Consider the following 17,968-nt stretch of genomic DNA (forward strand, 5'->3'; position numbering starts at 1 on the left):
AAGGGTCGGGCGCGTAGGGTCACGCCGTGATATTCGAACTGGACGCCGAACGGGTTCGGAACCGCCCGGGCATCAAGTGGGGACGCGAGGGCCCGGACGTGCTGGCGGCATGGGTTGCCGACATGGACGTGGAGTTGCCCGCAGTCGTGCTCGACGCCGTGCGCGAGCGCATCGACTCGGGCGGCCTGGGCTACGACTTCTACGACCAGCCGATCCCCGTGCTGCGTGTCTTCGCCAAGCGCATGAGCGAGGCGTTCGGCTGGCAGGTCGACCCGCTCGACGTCGTGCGGGTGCACGACGTGATCCAAGGCTTGGAGCTGGCGATCACCTACTGCACCGCGCCCGGCGACGGCGTCATCTTCCAGACGCCCGCCTACCCGCCGTTCTTCTCCAGCGTCGAGGGGCACGGGCGCCGGGTGGTGCCCAACCCGCTCATCCGCCACGACGACGGCTGGCGGCTCGACCTCGACCACTTCGAATCGGTGGCGTCGGCGCCCGATGTGACCGCGGTGATCCTGTGCCAGCCGCATAACCCGTGCGGCATGGTGCTCGACGCCGACGACATCGCTGCGGTGATCGACATTGCCGAGCGTCACGATCTGGTGGTGATCTCCGACGAGATCCACTGCGACCTGGTGTATGCGCCCCGGCGGCACATCCCGGTGGCTTCGGTCAGCGAGCTGGCCGCCGAGCGGACGGTCACCGTCACCGCTGCCACGAAGTCGTTCAACATGGCAGGGCTGCGGATGGCGTTCCTGCATTCGGCGTCGTCGCGCTACGGCCCCATCGTCAAGAAGATCCCCAAGCGGCTGATCGGCGGCATCGGGATCCTCGGGCAGGTCGCCACCATCGCCGGCTGGACCGAGGCGCCGGACTGGCTGGACGAGCTGGTGGCCGGGCTGGACAGCAACCGTCACCTGCTGGCGGAGTTGCTGACTGAGCGGCTGCCCGAGGTGCAGTACCGGCCGCCCGATGCCACTTACCTGGCGTGGATGGACTGCCGCGAACTGGGCCTGGGCGACGATCCTGCCTCGGTGTTCCTGGGGCGGGGTCGCGTGTACCTGAACTCCGGGCTCGACTTCGGCCCCGAAGGCGCGGGCCACGTGCGCCTCAACTTCGCCACGTCGCCCGCCATGCTCGACGAGGCCACCGCCCGCATGGCCAAAGCCATCGGCCGCTAACCCCTCAGTCGTCGGCGATCTATTCGGATTCGCCTGCGGGATCCAGTGCAGGTGACGGGGATCAGATTAGCCGGATTAAACACCGGTCGCCATCTGCGGTGTTGACAGATCGCCGGCCAAGGCGCTTCAAGGATTCTTCGGGGCACACTTCAATCGTTGTTGTTCGTCAGCGAGTCGGCGAGTCGGCGTACTCGGGCCGAGGGGTGTATCTCGAGTTGCGCGGCGATCAAGTTCACGACTGGGCGGTGGGGCGGACTACTCGCTTGCAGGCCGTTTAGCAGGCTCAGTTGGATGCTGGTCGCGTCGCTACAAGCGAGTTTCAGCGCGGCCGCGTCAAGCCCGCGGTTCTCATCGTTGCAGACTCGATGCCCGATGCAGTAGGCGGCGTTTGCGCGCACCAAGAAGTCTCGATCTCCGGCGAGCATCGCGAGAACGATGTCAGCTCGGTCGCTGCAGAGCTTGTGCGCGAGGCGAGCAGCATCGCATCGCTCAAGATGGGTGCCGGCAGCATGCTCGACGAGAGCGGTCTGGGTGTTGCAGTCCGAGACTGCGCCGAGCGCATACAGCATGCTCGTGTGCATGGCGCCGATATCGCTGTCGCCGCGGTAGATCGGTGTCAGATGTTCGATCTGATCGCAGCCGGCAATGAAGCGTTGCGCGACTTGCACTGGGAGTTTCTCGGCGTGTTCGACGGCAGCTGCGCACAGCGCCCGCTTGGTGTGGGTGTTGACAAGAGGCTCGCCCAAGAGCGCGAACGCGTCCTCCCAGTCAGCTTCGAGGGGATGTGTCGCGCACGCACCCACCAATGTTGCGGCGATCCAAGCGCCGTCACCGCCGTATCGCCTTCGTCGAGCATCAGCGAGCACCCCGTTGGCGCAATCACTGAGTGCGTCAAGCACATCACGTGCCTCCGCGTCGCCCAGCTCGCTCAGGTCACCAAGCTCAGCCATGGCGTATAGGTCGCGGGCGGCGGCGAGGCGAGTCAATTCGTTGCGGGCTGCCGTGTCACCGTTTGTGTAGAACCAGCCGAGCACGGCAGCGACGGCACGCGCATTGCCGCGTCTCGCCAGCTCGCGCAGCCTTTCGCGGTCTGCAGGCTCGACGTGATTCCAATCGAGCTGATCAAGGACGTTGCCGATGCGCATGCTGTAGGCGAGCTCTGCGTTCGGCGGCAGCTCAGCGAGGTCTCGGGCCACTTGGCTGTGCAACGAATCGCTGGCGGCAGCCATCAGTCCTGCTGCGCCGTCGAGCGCGGCCATCATCAACCCAGGAGGCGTCAGTTCGCAACGCGGAAGATCGGGTGGGTCGCCGCGTGCGAAACGGGCACATGACAACAGCAGCTCGCCGGCGGCGTCCTCGTCTAGAAAGTGGCCCGCGAGCTTCAGCGCCTCGAAGTTCGCAGCGATGGTGGTACCGGTCCAGCCGGTCTTGGGCAAACAGCGCAGAGACTGCGCCAAGGCGTCTGCTGGACCGACGCGAAGCAGATGACCGATGGCCTGCCCGAGCGATTGCTGTCGGCCGCATCGGCGCAGAGTGTCGAGTCCTTCAGCCAGTTCTTTGACTTCATCATCGCCCTTGGAGGCGTGCATTAACAGCCGACGACCGCGGCGCTCGGCAATGGAGCGCCAGGCACTGTGCTCGGCCGTCAGGTCGGCATTCAGTTCGGCAGCGAACAACGCATCCTCGCCCGAGGACCCAGAGACGATGTCCTGGTTTGGGTCGTCCTGTGCCCAATCGCGGAAGCTCTCGTCCTGTTCGGCGCTCATCGCGGCGGAGACTTCTCGGGAACGCCACCAAGACACCGCCGTGTCGAATGCGATGAGTAGTCCCTTGTAGCGCTGCTGCTCGTCCTCATCTTCCGAGACGAGTTCGCCGATCTCGAATCGTCTCATCCATGCAGCGCGGTATAGCGACCACGCTGCTGATGCGCTCAGCGCCGAGACCGTGACGTCGTCGCGGTCGCCCGCGAAGCAACCTTGAGCTTCGACTGCGTCTTCATGAGCGCCGTCCACGTCATCGACTTCGATCTTGTTGCGCGCTCTCTGGACGAGCACCCATCCGCGATCCACAGGGTGAAGCGACTCGTGCTCGGCGAGGCTGTCGAGCACTGCTGTGCTGGCATCGGGCTGCTCCTCGCGTCGCAAGGCGCAGGCCAACAGCACAGCGCTCGCCGCGTGCGACTGATCGTCGGGAGCCGACTCGAACACGAGACGGAGGCTGGCGAGAGAGTCATTGATCGTCCAGTCCCACATCGCGGCTGCGAGTTGCCATTGCCATGTCGCGTCGTCGCTGATCTGTTCAGGATCAGGGACGTCTTCATGTGCATCCGCGTAGTTCACCAGGTCGCGGAAGCGACCCGCTGCGATCAGCGCGATCGCTTCTTCGGCACAGATGGAATTCTCGTAGCCAGCTGCGCGAGGAGGTGCGGCAAGTCGCGGCGCGATCAGCGCATAGCGCAGGCGGCGAGAGTGCGGCAAGTCGTCGATGCCCGCTGAGATCGCCAACCCTTCCAGCAACGGCGCTGCCTTCTGGCTCGCCGCGATCTTCACAACGTCGTCGACTTGTTCGGCCGAAATCACCTGGTGCCTCGGCACCTGAATCTTGGCGCTGTCGCCAGCAGGCTCGATCTCCTCAGGAGTCACATGGACCCAGTAGGAAACGCGTTCTTCGAGATCGCGCAGCACGATCAAGTGAGGAAGGGCGTGAGTCGACCAGTAGTCGAAATGGTCTCGGTGATCCGAACACCACCAGCCGACGATCTCGCCGTCGTCGCCCTTCGCAGGACTACGGAACTGCGACGCTGCCGACCTCACCTGGATGCCCAAGACGAGACGCAAAGCGTGACGACGCTCGTCGAACAGCTGGACGTACAGGTCGGTGCCGATGTCGCCTGCCTGCGGGACCTCGATCGCGTGCCAACCCAAGTCTGTGAAGTCGGTCTTGACCTGCTGCACGCCCTGATCGCTGGTCCGATGCGATCTGTTCATGCGCATGTCGATCCCTCTCGAATCAAGGGCACTCTGAGTCGCCCGGTTCAGTCAGGCACCGCGGTGTGCGCGCCCCGCCGGCGAGGCTGCGTCGCAGATGCTTCTCTGAATTCCCGTGCTTGGGACTGAGAACTTCGGGACGGCCAGGCGGGCACGGGACGTCGGCAGTCACAGCCCCTCGTCAGATTGGGTGTCAAGTTGACTGAGCAAGACGAGTCGGTCCTTCAACGGAGTCCTGGCCAGAGCCTCGATCTGGTGGTCACCGAGGACGCAGAGGCGACGCATCATCTGGTCGGCAAAGCGATTCAACCCACGTTCGATGAGGCGCCGCGCCGTCTCAGAACGGTTGAATCCATACATCTCACCGAGGTTGTCGAGGTGATCCAGCGTGGTGTCGGCCAATCGGACCTGCAACGGATGCGACTGAGGCATGGAGGCATTGTAGTTCAATTGAGCTACATCTGCCTAAGCAGCCCGGCGAGGCGACGGCGGTGCTTGGGCACCGTGGCCGGCTCGAACGGTCCCGCGGCACCGCCAGGCCGACGTCGCCGACCTCGGTCCTTTCCGTCTTGGGCGTCGACCCGTTCCAAGAGTTCCCTGTGCCTCTGCCCCCAGGGGCGTGACGCTCGTAGCCCAGATGTTTAGTCATCTCGACCTCGAGGCCGGCCTGGAGCACGTGGCGCACCGAGCCCGCAGCCAGCTCGACGGCACCGCTCTGCCTCACCCGAAAACCGCCGAAGGCATGACCCGACGCGAAGCACGACGAGCCCACAAACGCCACCTCGCCAACCGCGTCATCCGCAGAATGTGGCGCGACGAACAACACCGACTGAAGACCCAGCTTCAGGCCGCCTGACGACCCCCCTTGACAAGGGTGCGTCTGACAGGCCTCGATCCGGTGCCGTCCCAATCCGCGTTGCCGCGCTCCGATACCGTGCTCACTTGAATGTCACACCGTGGCGCGAGAGTGATGCCTGACCTAGGACCTATCGCATCACCGGGAGGAATGGCATGTCCAGCGAGGAACGTGCCGGACAGCAGCTGACAGCGCTGCTGGGTGCGGTAGGTGAGCAAGACATCCGCCGCAGGCTGGCGAACCTGCTAGCGGAACTCGACGCTGGCGACTACTCACTTGAGGTACGGGCCGGAACCGGTGCGGCTGATCTTGTGTGTCACGAGTACCGGGTCGTCATTGAGACGAAGGCCCGTGGCGAAGCAGACCCCACGAGGCTCAGAACCGGCGCCGGCGAGACGCAGTTTGATCAGGTCGCTCGCTACGTCGAGGCATTCGCCGAACGCCGGCTGGAACTCGGCTCCCAGCGACCTTGGCGGGGGTTCCTGACGGACGGCCGCACTTGGTGGGGCTGGGAATGGCAGGCGCCTTCGGGTGCGCTGTCCTCCGGTGAGGGGCAACTCGTTCAGCTGCCTCACGTTCAGGGGGCGGTCTTCGCAGACGACGTAGAAGTCTTCGGTCAATTCGTCGTCGAGTATCTGGCACCCCCGGAGCGACGGGGTGCACCGTCTCCTCCGTCGCCATTGCGAACGCTGTTCGACCCCTATCTGACCGAGCTTCGAGAGCTGCTGCCCACGGTCGAAACCGAACCGTTCTACGAGACCAAGTTCGGCCTGTGGCGGCGCACGCTCCAAGGGTCGGGTCTGGTCGGACCCGGTGCCATCGGGCAAGCGCACAACTTTGCCGAACACACGATGCTCGTCGTGGCGGCCCGCATGATTGTGCTCGCCGCGCAGGAGGAGTCGACCATCGATGAGCTGCCCGCCGCTGTGGCAGACGGCTTCTGCGCGTGGCTCGGCGACTTCGCCGCTGGCATTGATCTCTTGGAGCGTTTGGCCGGCAGCGTGTCTCAATATGACTGGCGCGCGGCCGACCGAGACTTGTTGAAGGAGCTGTACCACGATCTGATCGACCGCGACGACCGCAAGGAATTCGGCGAGTACTACACACCGGACTGGCTCGCCGCAGATGTCGTGGAACAGGTGCTCGTGAAGGAACCTGCTCGGCTGGATGCAGCGGTCGAAGCAGCAGCGCGGTCACTCGACGTGTCCGCAGCGTCCGAGCTTGTGGAAGCACCGCCATTTTCGGTACTCGACCCGGCCTGTGGTTCCGGCACATTCCTGTTCTGGTCGGCTCGAGCCATCGCTAAGCGCATTCGTTCCGCGCATCCGCTGTTGGCGGGGCGGACCAGAGAAATCGTGGCGACAATGGTGACCGGGCTCGACGTACATCCCGTTGCGGTCGAGATGGCCAAGGCGACGCTTGCAACGGCGCTTCCGCCCGGTGCCGCGGTACCGTTGCGCGTCTATCTCGCCGACGCGCTGCTGCACTCCGAGCAGGCTCAGAAGAACATGCAGGGGACGCTCGGCCTGACATCGGCTCAAGGCCAGCGCATCGACATTCCCGCCGAGGTCATCGAGTCGCCGCACGCCGAACGGCTGGTGCGGACGCTGGTGGATGCTGCTGTTGGCGAGCGCAGCCTTGACGCGGTCGATGCCGAGACGCAGGCCATGCTGAGCGGCGCGGTAGCCCAGCTGTCCGACGCAGTGGCCGACGAAGGCGATCATGTCTGGCGCTGGTACATCGGCAACCAAGTTGCACCATCCGCGTTGGCGCGCAACAAGGTGATGGCGATTGTTGCCAATCCGCCGTGGCTGGTTGCCAACGACACACCGGCCGGCACGCGCAAGGATCAGATGGCCGCGCTCAGCGAGCGGTACGGGCTGCGTCCCAAGGCCAGATGGTCGGCCAAGGGCGACTTGGCGTCGCTGTTCTCGGCGCGTGCCACTGATCTCTACTTGGAAGACGGAGGGGCGTTCGGGCTGGTGTTGCCAGGCAGCGCACTCATCAACCAAACATGGAATGAGTGGCGCTCAGGAAACTGGGGTGAAGCGAAGGTCGGCTTTGACTATGCGGCAAGCCTTGATGACGTAGAGCCGCCCCCATTCCGGCATGCACCCAACGGCACCTGTGTCGTCGTCGGCCGGCGGGTTCGTGAGGGCGCTTCCGAATGGGGCAGCGCAATGCTGTTGCGCTACTCGGGCGATCCCGAAGCGCCGACTGTGTCCGAAGTTGTGCGGCGCGCCAGTAGCCCGTCGCCGTACGCGCGGCGGTTCCGCCGTGGCGCGGTGGCATCGCCACTGGGCCTGTGCTTGGCCATCGACCCGATCGACCCGGTCGAGCTGGACGACGATGGTTCAGCCAAGACAGTCAAGGTGAGCACGAAGGCGTCTACGAAGAAGCCTTGGAAGGGCGTGAGCTACGAGGTCGTTGTGGAGACGTCGGCGCTCACGAGGACGCTGCGCGCGCAGACGCTTCTACCGTTCGAGTGTTCGCCGGATGCGTGGCTCATCGCGCCGCTTTCGGGGGACCCTCCAACTGTCATGTCCCTGAACGATGCCGAGTTTCGGGCGACTATGCCGCGAGCGCGCGAGTACTGGAAGACCGCTGAAGCTCGCTATGCACGTGATCGGGCCAAGACAGCCGGGGCGACGTTGTCAGAGAACGTCGACTTCCAAAGCACGCTCACGAATCAGCTTGCCGCTGGAACCTCTGAGACTCACCGCAAGGTGTTCTACAACAAGTCAGGCGAATCGCTGCGAGCTTGTCGGGGACCGTCAGGCCTCGTCGCCGACGACAAGCTGTACTGGTACGTCGCTGCCTCGGATGAAGAGGCGCTGTACCTAACAGGTGTGCTGAACGCTGAGTGCCTGCAGGACGCTTGGCGCGAGTCGAAGACCTCGAAGCTCCACTTCGATACGAATCCGCTGAAGCATGTTCCGGTCCCGGTGTTCGATCCCGACTCGGAGCTGCACGCCCAAATCGCACGAGCAGCCCGTGAGGCCGAGCGCTACCCGTCACGGCCCCGTCCGGCCTTGGAGACAGCTGTTGCTGAACTCGTTCCCGACTACGCGTCCGCAGATTCCTCGACTGACGCATAGGCGCGCCATCGCACGGGACGGCGGGCACACGGAGCGTCCCGTGTCCGTTTCGCGCAATGGTAAACGCACCGCGTCGGTGACGACGGCTGCTGGCGGTGTTCAGTCGTCGGCGATCTGCTCGGATTCGCCTTTGCGGGCTTGGTGGCGCAGCACGAGCGTGTAGCCCACGATGGCCACGGCGGCGAAGCTGAACCACTGCACCGTGTAGCCCAGGTGTGGTCCGGCATTGAGCTCCGGCGGCGGGATGAGCTCAAGCACCGGGGTGCCATCCGATTGGTCTCTGCGAGGCTCGATCACGGAGCCGTCTGGGTTGCGGAAGCTGATCACCTCGACATACGCCGGAACAAGGTCGAGGTTGGATTGACGGTTGATGCGCTCGACATCGACACGGGCCAGCGTCTCTAGCCGTCCTTGGGCTGGATCAGCAGGCCCGAGCCACCCGCGTTCTTGGCTTCGTCGTATCCGACCCTCCACCTGTGTGGCGGCCACAAGCGGAGTCCGGATGACCATCGGTTCGCGCACGAGCACCGCTTCGCACGCTTGCAGAGGAAGCCAACCGGCAACCACCAACACACCTCGAGACTCGGTGCTGTCGTCGGAGGGAACCTCTGCAGGCACGGCGAAATGGCACCCTGCGACGCCGTCGAGACTCCGGTTGCGGATGAGCACGGTGCCATCCATATCGAGACGTCGAATCGGCAGTGTCACGGTTCGGTACTCCAGTTGGTCGATGCCCGCGGGGTCGGCTACGGCTTCGAAGAAGCGGTCGGCATCGAGGGGTTGCATGTCTTGGCGCTCGGTGATCGCTGCGTTGCGGTCGCTCACCTCGTTGTGGCGGCTGAGCTGCCAGAAGCCTGCGATCACAAAGATCACCAGCAGGCCGCCGGCGAGCGCGTGCCCGGCCAGCCAGATCGGCCTCCGGGCGAAGCTGTACACGGCCCGAACCTATTGGGGCTGCTGCTGACGACCCTCGCGCACCTCGACGCGGGCGATGTCGCCGGCGGGCTCGAAGCCCAGCACCTGGCCGAGGAACGACAGCTCGGCTTCGAGCGCCGCCACGATGTTGGGGCCGCGGCGGAAGCCGTGCCCCTCGCCCTCGAACAGCAGGTAGGCGTGCGGTACGGCTGCGCTGGCTAGGGCTTCGACGAGTTGTTCGGACTGGCTCTGGGGCACCACCCGGTCCTCGGTGCCCTGCAGCACGATCATCGGGGTCCGCAGCTGGTCGGTCCGCCAGATTGGCGATCGCTCCCGGTACAGGCCGGCCTGCTCGGGCCAGGGACCGATCAGCCCGTCGAGGTAGCGGGCCTCGAACTTGTGGGTGTCGCGGGCGAGGGCCTCCAGATCGGCGACCCCGTAGCGGGAGATGCCGGCGGCGAACACGTCGCTGCCGGTCAGCGCGCACAGCGTGGTGTAGCCGCCTGCGGAACCCCCCTTGATGACCAGGCGCTGGGCATCCACGGCGCCTTCGCTGGCCAAGTGGAGTGCCGCGGCGATGCAGTCCTGCGTATCGACGACACCCCACTGGCCCCGCAGCAGGTTGCGGAAGGCGGTGCCGTATCCGGTGCTGCCGCCGTAGTTCACGTCGACCACGGCGATGCCGCGGGTGGTCCAGTACTGGATGCCCAGGTCGAGCGAGCTGCGGGCCGAGCCGGTGGGCCCGCCGTGGCTGAGCACCATGAGCGGCGGCAGCTCATCCGGCTGCGCGGTCACGGCCGAATTGGCAGGCGGGAAGAAGAAAGCGTGGGCTTCGCATCCGTCGTCGCTGTCGAAGGTGAACGCCTCGGGGACCGAGACGTCGTCGGAATCGAGCACGGACGGCTCGCTCGCGCTGAGCTGGCGATGGCTGCCGTCGGGTGCGATCTCCACGACGGCGGCCTGGCGGGTCCAGCCGGCGGCCACCGTGACGACCGATCCGCCGGGTGTGACCGCGAGGCGGCCGAAGTCGGTGAACCCGCTCGGAGCCTCCTCCAGTTGTCCATCGCGGATGATGCCCAGGTGGCCGACACCGCCTGAGGTCCACGTGCACCACAGCGTTCCGTCGGCGCTCCAGCCGTAGGTGGCCTGCGCGAAGACCCATGCCGACACGCCGAACTCGCGGCCGTGCTCCCCGCCGGCCGCTGTGTTTCCGAGCACCGGTTCGGTGGCACCCGTCTCGGTATCGACGTGGTGGATCGACCACCAGCCGTCGACATCGGTGACGGTGTGCAGCTCGCCGTCAGGGCTCCAGGCCGGTTGGCTCAGGGCGGGGCCGTCGACCAGTACCCGGTCGGTCCCCGGTACCGCCATGCCGCCGTCCAGGTCCACTAGGTGCAGGCGCACATGGTCCCACGGCATGTTCGGGTGATCCCAGCTCAGGTAGGCCAGTGCGCTGCCATCGGGTGACGGTCGTGGCGACGAGTAGAAGTCGGCACCGGTGGCCACCACGCTGATCGTCCCGTCCAGGCGGATCGCGACCAGCTCGTTGCGCGGCTCGTTCCCGGTGTCGTCATGGGATTCGCGCACCCACACGCTGACCGGGCTGACGGCCGCGCCACCGGCGCTGCCGGGCGGTACGGGCACCAGCGCGGGGTCGGCGTATCGCAGCCCCCGCGGGATGTCCGGTTCTGGCGTCACTGCACGCGGCGCGGCCTCTCCCGCCGCGTCGAACAGCCGCACCCGGTGATCGCTCATGCAGCTGGCGAGCACGAAGTGGTTGCCGTCGGCTGCTTCGAACGGCAGCCAGGCACCGCCGCCGTATTCGTGGACGGCGGTGCGGATGTCTGCCTCCGCGGAGTGGGGAACATCGACGGGCCCTGCGCCGGGCTCGTTGAGGCGCACCCGCACCACGGAACCTCGCCCGTGGTCGAGGGGTCGCTCTTCCACCCAGTAAGCCCATGCGCCTGCGATGCGCGGCTCGGTCCGTCGCACAGCACCTGCGGCAACATTGGCCGCTTGCAGCGGCGACGGCCACGCACCATGCAGAAAATCCCCGGAACTACTGGGATATCGGGCCGCATCATCTTGACAATTCGATGGTGAACTCATAGGTTCCTCGTTGATTTCGACGAGCCGCCGCGGTCACTCACAGTGGGCAGAATCCGCAGTGGCGTGAGCGTGCGCTCCGGGTCTTCCACCGGCCCGTGACGCGCAGGTGGACCGGGGGAGCGCCCACCAACTCCCTCGGTCCACACATGCCCGCACGGCCACTGCTCAGAAGTCTTCCTCGGCCGTGGTCGCCGGTTCGTGCTGGGCGAGGATGCTTGTCAGCGACAGCTCAGTGGCACGCAGGCGTCCCTCGCAGTGCGCGATCAGCAGCGAGGCTCGCTCAACCTTCGAGGCCAGCGTGTCGATGTCGACATCGTCGTTCTCGAGGCTGGCCAGGATGGTTTCGAGCTCGGCCATTGACTCGGCGTAACCGCCGAGCTCGGCATTACCTGGGTCCGCGTCAGCGCGATGGTCGGCATCTTCAGCCATCAGTTGTCCTTCCCGTCGTCGGATCGTCAGCCAGCCTGTTGGGCTCATCGCCGGTCGCGTGGTCGTCGCGCACAACGCTGGCGAACACTGCGTGCTGGGTCTCGGTGGAGATCGTGTCGCCAGCGGCGGGCATCTCGCGCACGATGCTGCCGTCGGCTGCGCGCGTGATCGAAAAACCCCGGGCCAGGGTTCGCTCGGGTGCAACCGCCGACACCAGCGCCGATGCAGAACGCAGCCGAGCCTTCGCGGTGCCGAGGTGTCGCGCCGACGCTCCTTCCAACCGGGGTCGTTGGGAGGCGAGCGACGCCATGCCGCGCTGCACATGGGTATGACTGCGCTGCAGCGACCGGCGCGCGCCGACGAGCTTGCCGGCTGCAGCGCGGCAGTGACGCTGCGTCTGGTGGCCCAGCCGCAGTCGGGCCTCGCCGAGCCACGAGCGAGGGCGAGCTAGGCGGCGCTCGGCCAGCAGGCCCAGCGTGCTTCGAGCAGTGGCCAGACGCGCTGCTGCGGCAGTCGCCCGGGAGCGGGCAAGCCGGTGCACCTCGCGACGGGTTTGAGCCAGGCGTTCGTCGAACGCGGTGACATGGGCGACGAGCGCGGCGGCGCATGCAGTCGGCGTCTTGGCGGCCGTGTGTGCCACCTGGTCGGCCACCGAGGTGTCGATCTCGTGGCCGATCCCGCAGAACACCGGCAGCGGGCACAGCGCGATGGCCTTCGCCACGCTCGCGAGGTCGAACGCCAGCAGATCGGTGCGGTCACCCCCGCCGCGCACCACCGCGATCACGTCGACGTCGGCCTGCCCAAGCGTGCGCAGCGCCGCCACCAGATCGGCCTCGGCCGTCACGCCCTGCACTCTGGCATCGCACAGCAGCACTTCGAACGCGTACCCGCTGGCTTCCAGCTCATGGACGAAGTCGGCGTGGGCAGCGCTGCCACTGGCCGTGACGAGCCCGACGCGCAGCGGCACCAGGGGCAGTGGCACAGCGGCGTTGCGCCGCAGCAGCCCCGACTCGGCCAACTCGGCAAGGATCCGCTCCCGGTCGGCAGCCAGCACGCCGAGGGTGAAGTGCGGGTCGACGCCGCTCATGATGAGCTGCACCTGCCCGCTGCCGGCGTAGTACTCGACTTCGGCCCGGATCCGCACCTCGATGCCGTCGTCGAGCGTCAGACCGCCTGCTGCGGCGAGGTCGCGGTTCACCAGGCGCTGACGTCCCTTGAACAGGGCCACCCGCATGCGTGCGCCCCGGCGATCGTTGCCGGAACCCGGCTCGATGAGGTTGAAGTAGATGTGGCCGCTCGCCGCCACCGAGTAGCCGATGATCTCGCCGCGCACCCAGACCTCGCCGGGAAAGGCCCGCTGGATCGTCTCGCCGACGGCGGCCGTCAAGTCCGAGACCGACCACGTGCCGTCGGCCTGACCTGCCGGGTCTCCGGCCGCGGCCCCGGTGCGGTCGACAGCGCTGTTCACGGCTCTGAGGCTGTCACGAATTCGTCCGCGTCGCGACCGAATTACGCCTCGCCAGCCGGGCTGCGAGCTGGGCGGTCAGCCGGGCAGGCGTCGATAGGGTGCGCTGCGGAAGGTTGCCAGAGCGGACGAATGGGGCGGTCTCGAAAACCGTTGTGGCCTTCGGGTCACCGTGGGTTCGAATCCCACACCTTCCGCCACCCCCGGCCGCTCCCGAGCGTCGTGGCGCTGCGCCGCGAGCGATTCAACGATGGGCGCTGAAGAACTCCGTGAGCAGCTCGCCGCACTCTTCTTCGCGCACGCCGCCGACCACCTCGCAGTTGTGGTTGAAGCGCGGGTCCACCAGCAGGTTGTAGTGGGTTCCCGCGGCACCGGCCTTGGGGTCGTAGGCCCCGAACACCACCCGGGCTACCCGGGCTGACAGCGCAGCTCCCGCGCACATCGGGCAGGGCTCGAGCGTCACCGCCAGCGTGGCGCCGTTCAGCCGCCAGTCGCCGATTGCCGCCGCGGCATCGCGCAGGGCCAGCACCTCGGCGTGCGCGGTGGGGTCGTTGGTGGTCTCGCGCTCGTTGTGTCGTGCGGCCAGCACTTGGCCGTCGAGGATCACCACCGCGCCGACCGGCACCTCGCCGATCGCCGCAGCCCGACGGGCTTGTTCCAACGCCAACTCGATGGCTGCTTCGTCTGTCACACCCGCAGTGTGGCCGCTGCTGCCCGATATCAAGCGGCAGCGTCGGGCCTCGGCGTCAGGCGGTCGAGATGCCGCGCCGCCGCCTGGGCCCGAGCGGCCCGTGAGCGAAGCGAACAAGAGCGGGAAGCAAGAGGCAATTCGGTGTCAGGCGGTGGTGACGCCGCGCCGCGCCTTAGCCCGCTCACGCATCTTGGCGTGGGCCTCGGGCGTGCCGTCGTGGAAGGTGCCGAACAGCTTGTCGAGCGGCACGGGCCGGTTGCCGTAGTTGCACTCGAAGTAGCGATGATGCAGGTGGTGGAAGTAGTCGGCTCCGGCCATGGTCGGTCCCTCGCGCTTGCCGATCTCGAAGCGCTCGAATCCCGAGTGCGAGAACGACGTGGCCACGGCGTTGGACAGCAGGGTGAGGATCAGGATGAACGGGTGGGCGGGCACCACCCACCACAGCACGATCATGCTGAGGTACATCATGTGCTCGACCGGGTGCATCGACAGCCCGCTCCACGGCCCGGTGTTCACGTTGCGGTGATGCAGGTAGTGCACGTGGTCGTAGACCCAGCGCGTGTGCAGCACCCGGTGGATGCAATAGAAGTGCACCACCGACCACAGCGACGCGATCACCGTGAGCGCGCAGATGTACGGCCACCAGGTGCCCCACTCCACCGACGGGATCCAGTCGTTGGCGTAGAACCACATGGTCAGCGCCTCATATGCCGACCAGACCGCACAGCCGCTCGCCAGGCACCAGAAGATGTTGTCGCGGGTCTGGTTGTTCCACAGGAACGCCCGGTTGGTGGTGCTGAGCCACTGGCGGTTGTACTTGTAGCGCTGCTGCTGCACCCGCCGCACGTACAGCGCCACGTGCAGCGTCCCCGCGACCAGCGTGAACAGCACCACGTTGCGGACGTAGATCTCCAAGATCCACCTGGGGTGCAGGCTGGCCATGCGCTCGGGGGACGGCGTGAAGAAGTTCCACACCACTGCCGACATCGCCACCCAGAGCATTCCCTGCGGAAGCATCATCAGCGAGATGTGCCGCAGGGTCGCGAGCGGCCGCGGCGGCCAGTCCAGGATCGTGGACACCGAGATGGGCAGGTCCGGCTCGTAACCCTTGGCGTCCCTGGTGGGCAGCCCGGAGCTGGTCATCACTGCTCAGTCTGACATGCGGAGAGTGTGGGATTCGAACCCACGGAGGCCGATGAAAGCCTCACACGCTTTCCAAGCGAGCCCATTCGTCCACTCTGGCAACTCTCCGTACCGATGCGCCGATCGCAGGGCGATCGGCGTGCAGCAGGCGTGTCGCCGTCTGGCGAGGCGGCCAGGCGATCTGCGGCACACAACGAGGTCCGCTGAGAGCTGCTGCCTCCCGGCCCTGACTCGGTTCACGGGTCGCCGTTGCACAGGACCCGGCCGCCACGTCAGACGGCGACACGCCCCGAACGATAACCGCAGAGCCGCCGGATCGGTCACAGTCGGGGCCTAGCGGCCCCGTGAGCGACAGCGAACAAGAGCGGCAAGCAATTGGCGGCCAGAAAGCGGTCGGCGAATCTCTGCCCGGCCTCCGGGGCCTAGCGGCCCCGTGAGCGACAGCGAACAAGAGCGGCAAGCAATTGGCGGCCAGAAAGCGGTCGGCGAATCTCTGCCCGGCCTCTTAGGATCGCCGCGAGATGCAGCACCAGTCGCTCTACCGGAGGTTCCGGCCTCAGCGGTTTGCGGAGGTGGTCGGACAGCCGCACTTGGTTCGGGCCTTGCGCAACGCCGTACGCGAGGACCGCGTCGGTCACGCGTACCTGCTGAGCGGTCCTCGCGGCACCGGCAAGACCTCCACCGCCCGCATCCTGGCCAAGGCGCTCAACTGCGAGGCGCTCACCGACGAGGGCGAGCCATGCGGTGTCTGCGACAGCTGCGTCGCCGTTGCTGCGGGCACCTCGATGGACCTCATCGAGCTCGATGCAGCGTCCAACAACTCGGTGAACCACATCCGCGACATGACCGAGAAGGCGGCCCTGGTCAGCTCCGGGCGCCGCAAGGTGTACCTGCTCGACGAGGTGCACATGCTCTCTGCGGCGGCGTCCAATGCGCTGCTCAAGACCTTGGAGGAACCGCCGTCGCACGTGGTGTTCATTTTGGCCACCACCGATCCGAACAAAGTGCTGCCCACCATCCGCAGCCGCACCCAGCAGTACGAGCTGTCGCTGGTGGGTGCGGACGAGATGGCGCCGCATGTGCGAGCCATTGCCGAAGCCGCTGGCGCGCCGGTCGATGATGCCGTCGTCGACTACGTGACCGAACGGGGTGCCGGGTCGGTCCGCGATGCGCTGTCGGCGCTCGACACGGTGCTGGCGGCCGGCGGCATCCCCGACGATCGCGCCGACGTGAACGCACTGGTGCAGGCGCTCGCTGGCGCCGACTTGGCCGCGACCCTGATCGCTGTGGCAGAGGCCACGGCTGCTGGCGTCGACGCCCGTGATTTGGCCGAGCGCACCGCACGCCGCCTGCGTGACATGTTCCTGGTGGGCGCAGGTGTGGAGCCCGCTGAACTGCCGCAAGCCGACATCGTTTCGGCGCGAGAGCTGAGCGACGTGATGGGTCGCCGTGCCAATGTGCGGGCCCTCGAGGTGCTCGGCAGCGCCCTGGCGCAGATGCCCCAATCGGCTGATCGTCGCCTGACGCTGGAGACAGCGCTAGTGGGCCTGCTCGCCGATGATCTGCTCGGCGCCGCCAAGCCCGATGCAGGGCCTTCCGCCGTAGCGCCGGCCCGCGGCGGAGCGGGCGCGCCAGCGCCGCCCGCTGCCGGCCCCGCCGCCGCCCGAGCGGCCATGGCCGCAACTACGGCACCCCCCTCACTCGATGCCCCGTCCGCAGCCCCGCCGCCCCCGCCTGTGCCCCCTGCACCGGCTGTGCCGCCCGCTCCGGCTGAGTCCGTTGCTGCGCAGGTGCCTCCCGAACCGCGGCCGGATCCGGCGATCGAGGCCGCTGCCGCGCCCTCGCCTCCCGCTACGTCGCCCGGCGCGGACGCGCAGCCGCCCACGACGGCCGAGCCTGCGCCGGACTCTGGCTCTGCGATGTCAGCCCCTGAGCTCCAACGCATGTGGGAATCCCTGATTGTCGGGAAGCTGCGTCCGGTTGCCGCAGGTCTATTCCGTGACGCAACCGTTCTCGCCCACGAGCGCAATGTGGTGACCGTCCGGCTGACTGAAGGCGTGCCCCTCGCTCAGGCCCGGCGTCGAAGCAATGAGGTGGAGCCCATCTTGTCGGACTTGCTCGATCAGACGGTGCGTCTCGAGGTGAGCGACGCGGGCGGTGCGCCCAGTCCGCCTGTGCCGGCCAGCGCCGAGTCACCGCAGTCGGCGCCGTCGACCTCAACCGAGGATGCCTCGTCTTCGGCGGCGCAACAGACCGCGACCGAGGGTCCGATCGCATCAACGCCTTCGCAGGAAGCGGCCGCTTCTGTGTCCTCGCAGGAGGACAAGGTGCAGCGGATCGTGGACCGCTTTCCGGGCTCGGTCGTGGTCCGCGACGACGAGGACGCGACCTGACAGCCTTGGTTGACCACCACCAGCGGCGGGGACAGACGTGTACGACGACGCCGTCGAAGACCTGATCGACGAACTCAGCCGCCTGCCCGGCATCGGCCCCAAGGGCGCCCAGCGCATCACGTTCTGGCTGCTGAAGCGGCCGGCCGCGGACGCTCATCGCCTCGCCGCAGCCATCACCGCCGCCAAAGACCGGGTCGGTTTCTGCAGCCAGTGCTGGAACCTCAGCGAGACCGACCCATGCCCCATCTGTGCCGACCCGGCGCGGGCCAACGGGATGATCTGCGTGGTGGAGGAGCCGCGGGACGTGGTGGCCATGGAGAAGGCGGGCTTCCGGGGCCGCTACCACGTGCTCGGTGGGGCCCTGAACCCGCTCGAAGGCATCGGGCCCGAACAGCTGCGCATCCGCGAGCTGCTCGCCCGCCTCGACAGCGAGTCGATCACCGAGCTGATCGTGTGCACTAATCCGAACATCGAGGGCGACACGACCGCCATGTATCTCGCACGTCAGCTCGAACCGCTCGGCGTGCAAGTGACCAGGCTCGCCAGCGGCCTGCCCGTCGGCGGCGACCTCGAATACGCCGACGAGCTCACCCTCGAACGAGCTCTCCGCAACCGCCGCACCCTCACGCCCTAAATCGCTGGACGGGTGAGCTGTACCTGCTTACTGTCCGGCCGACACTTCCCCAGCGGCCTGCACTCCC

Annotated in this window: 13 protein-coding genes, 2 tRNA genes, 1 other RNA gene and 1 pseudogene; 6 read left to right on the forward strand and 11 right to left on the reverse strand. The window is 66.9% G+C overall.

The features are described from left to right. Nucleotides 1–26: 26 nt before the first annotated feature. On the forward strand, nucleotides 27–1,181 hold the full coding sequence (locus ACOGI8_RS00955; RefSeq protein ID WP_419855039.1) for a MalY/PatB family protein: 1,155 nt from the start codon (nucleotides 27–29) through the stop codon (nucleotides 1,179–1,181). A 149-nt stretch (nucleotides 1,182–1,330) separates the two neighbouring features. On the opposite strand, the gene ACOGI8_RS00960 is transcribed toward ACOGI8_RS00955, so the two are convergent. The 3 genes and pseudogenes from ACOGI8_RS00960 to ACOGI8_RS00970 all read right to left on the reverse strand — a co-directional run. Further along, nucleotides 1,331–4,168: a DUF4365 domain-containing protein gene (locus ACOGI8_RS00960; protein ID WP_419855040.1), complete on the reverse strand. Its 2,838-nt coding sequence runs from the start codon at nucleotides 4,166–4,168 to the stop codon at nucleotides 1,331–1,333. A 168-nt stretch (nucleotides 4,169–4,336) separates the two neighbouring features. Beyond that, a complete protein-coding gene (locus ACOGI8_RS00965; protein WP_419855041.1) occupies nucleotides 4,337–4,600 on the reverse strand; it encodes a hypothetical protein in 264 nt (87 codons plus the stop codon). A gap of 41 nt (nucleotides 4,601–4,641) precedes the next feature. Then, nucleotides 4,642–4,850, reverse strand: a pseudogene (locus ACOGI8_RS00970) (transposase); the annotation flags it as partial. Between ACOGI8_RS00970 and ACOGI8_RS00975 the strand changes: the two are divergent. Both ACOGI8_RS00975 and ACOGI8_RS00980 read left to right on the forward strand, forming a co-directional pair. Then, nucleotides 4,788–5,024, forward strand: coding sequence for a hypothetical protein (locus ACOGI8_RS00975; RefSeq protein WP_419856436.1), 237 nt, complete (start codon nucleotides 4,788–4,790; stop codon nucleotides 5,022–5,024). The pseudogene ACOGI8_RS00970 and the gene ACOGI8_RS00975 overlap by 63 nt on opposite strands. A gap of 155 nt (nucleotides 5,025–5,179) precedes the next feature. Continuing rightward, nucleotides 5,180–8,122, forward strand: a complete 2,943-nt coding sequence (locus ACOGI8_RS00980; RefSeq protein WP_419855042.1) for a hypothetical protein — start codon at nucleotides 5,180–5,182, stop codon at nucleotides 8,120–8,122. Between the two features lie 99 nt (nucleotides 8,123–8,221). On the opposite strand, the gene ACOGI8_RS00985 is transcribed toward ACOGI8_RS00980, so the two are convergent. The 4 genes from ACOGI8_RS00985 to xseA form a co-directional block, all read right to left on the reverse strand. Then, nucleotides 8,222–9,058: an SURF1 family protein gene (locus ACOGI8_RS00985; RefSeq protein ID WP_419855043.1), complete on the reverse strand. Its 837-nt coding sequence runs from the start codon at nucleotides 9,056–9,058 to the stop codon at nucleotides 8,222–8,224. Between the two features lie 9 nt (nucleotides 9,059–9,067). Next, nucleotides 9,068–10,984 carry a S9 family peptidase gene (locus ACOGI8_RS00990; protein WP_419855044.1) on the reverse strand — a complete coding sequence of 639 codons (1,917 nt, stop codon included), beginning with the start codon at nucleotides 10,982–10,984 and terminating at the stop codon, nucleotides 9,068–9,070. A 327-nt stretch (nucleotides 10,985–11,311) separates the two neighbouring features. Then, nucleotides 11,312–11,575: an exodeoxyribonuclease VII small subunit gene (gene xseB / locus ACOGI8_RS00995; protein WP_419855045.1), complete on the reverse strand. Its 264-nt coding sequence runs from the start codon at nucleotides 11,573–11,575 to the stop codon at nucleotides 11,312–11,314. Continuing rightward, nucleotides 11,568–13,043 (reverse strand): exodeoxyribonuclease VII large subunit, encoded by a 1,476-nt coding sequence (gene xseA / locus ACOGI8_RS01000; protein WP_419855046.1) that lies wholly within the window; start codon nucleotides 13,041–13,043, stop codon nucleotides 11,568–11,570. The genes xseB and xseA overlap by 8 nt, the downstream gene beginning before the upstream one ends. 107 nt (nucleotides 13,044–13,150) lie before the next feature. Here xseA and ACOGI8_RS01005 point away from each other — a divergent pair. Next, nucleotides 13,151–13,240, forward strand: a tRNA-Ser gene (locus ACOGI8_RS01005). Between the two features lie 44 nt (nucleotides 13,241–13,284). On the opposite strand, the gene tadA is transcribed toward ACOGI8_RS01005, so the two are convergent. The 4 genes from tadA to ffs form a co-directional block, all read right to left on the reverse strand. After that, on the reverse strand, nucleotides 13,285–13,731 hold the full coding sequence (tadA, locus tag ACOGI8_RS01010) for a tRNA adenosine(34) deaminase TadA (protein WP_419855047.1): 447 nt from the start codon (nucleotides 13,729–13,731) through the stop codon (nucleotides 13,285–13,287). Nucleotides 13,732–13,875: 144 nt separating this feature from the next. Then, nucleotides 13,876–14,874 (reverse strand): sterol desaturase family protein, encoded by a 999-nt coding sequence (locus ACOGI8_RS01015; RefSeq protein ID WP_419855048.1) that lies wholly within the window; start codon nucleotides 14,872–14,874, stop codon nucleotides 13,876–13,878. Between the two features lie 19 nt (nucleotides 14,875–14,893). Then, nucleotides 14,894–14,982, reverse strand: a tRNA-Ser gene (locus tag ACOGI8_RS01020). A gap of 59 nt (nucleotides 14,983–15,041) precedes the next feature. Then, nucleotides 15,042–15,140: signal recognition particle sRNA small type (gene ffs, locus ACOGI8_RS01025), an RNA gene on the reverse strand. Between the two features lie 255 nt (nucleotides 15,141–15,395). Between ffs and dnaX the strand changes: the two genes are divergently transcribed. Both dnaX and recR read left to right on the forward strand, forming a co-directional pair. Then, the gene (dnaX, locus tag ACOGI8_RS01030) at nucleotides 15,396–17,267 is read left to right on the forward strand and encodes a DNA polymerase III subunit gamma/tau (RefSeq protein ID WP_419855049.1); all 1,872 of its coding nucleotides are present in this window, start codon (nucleotides 15,396–15,398) and stop codon (nucleotides 17,265–17,267) included. 37 nt (nucleotides 17,268–17,304) lie between these two features. Continuing rightward, the gene (gene recR / locus ACOGI8_RS01035; protein WP_419855050.1) at nucleotides 17,305–17,901 is read left to right on the forward strand and encodes a recombination mediator RecR; all 597 of its coding nucleotides are present in this window, start codon (nucleotides 17,305–17,307) and stop codon (nucleotides 17,899–17,901) included. Nucleotides 17,902–17,968: the final 67 nt, after the last annotated feature.

Origin of the sequence: Candidatus Poriferisodalis sp. (genome assembly GCF_965204195.1) — a bacterium.
GTDB lineage: Bacteria > Actinomycetota > Acidimicrobiia > Acidimicrobiales > Poriferisodalaceae > Poriferisodalis.

Bases quoted from the DNA above. Each gene is read 5' to 3' on its own strand.
- dnaX (WP_419855049.1), top strand. From the start codon at position 15,396: ATGCAGCACCAGTCGCTCTACCGGAGGTTCCGGCCTCAGCGGTTTGCG.
- xseB (WP_419855045.1), bottom strand. From the start codon at position 11,575: ATGGCTGAAGATGCCGACCATCGCGCTGACGCGGACCCAGGTAATGCC.
- ACOGI8_RS00965 (WP_419855041.1), bottom strand. From the start codon at position 4,600: ATGCCTCAGTCGCATCCGTTGCAGGTCCGATTGGCCGACACCACGCTG.
- ACOGI8_RS00960 (WP_419855040.1), bottom strand. From the start codon at position 4,168: ATGAACAGATCGCATCGGACCAGCGATCAGGGCGTGCAGCAGGTCAAG.
- ACOGI8_RS01015 (WP_419855048.1), bottom strand. From the start codon at position 14,874: ATGACCAGCTCCGGGCTGCCCACCAGGGACGCCAAGGGTTACGAGCCG.
- ACOGI8_RS00980 (WP_419855042.1), top strand. From the start codon at position 5,180: ATGTCCAGCGAGGAACGTGCCGGACAGCAGCTGACAGCGCTGCTGGGT.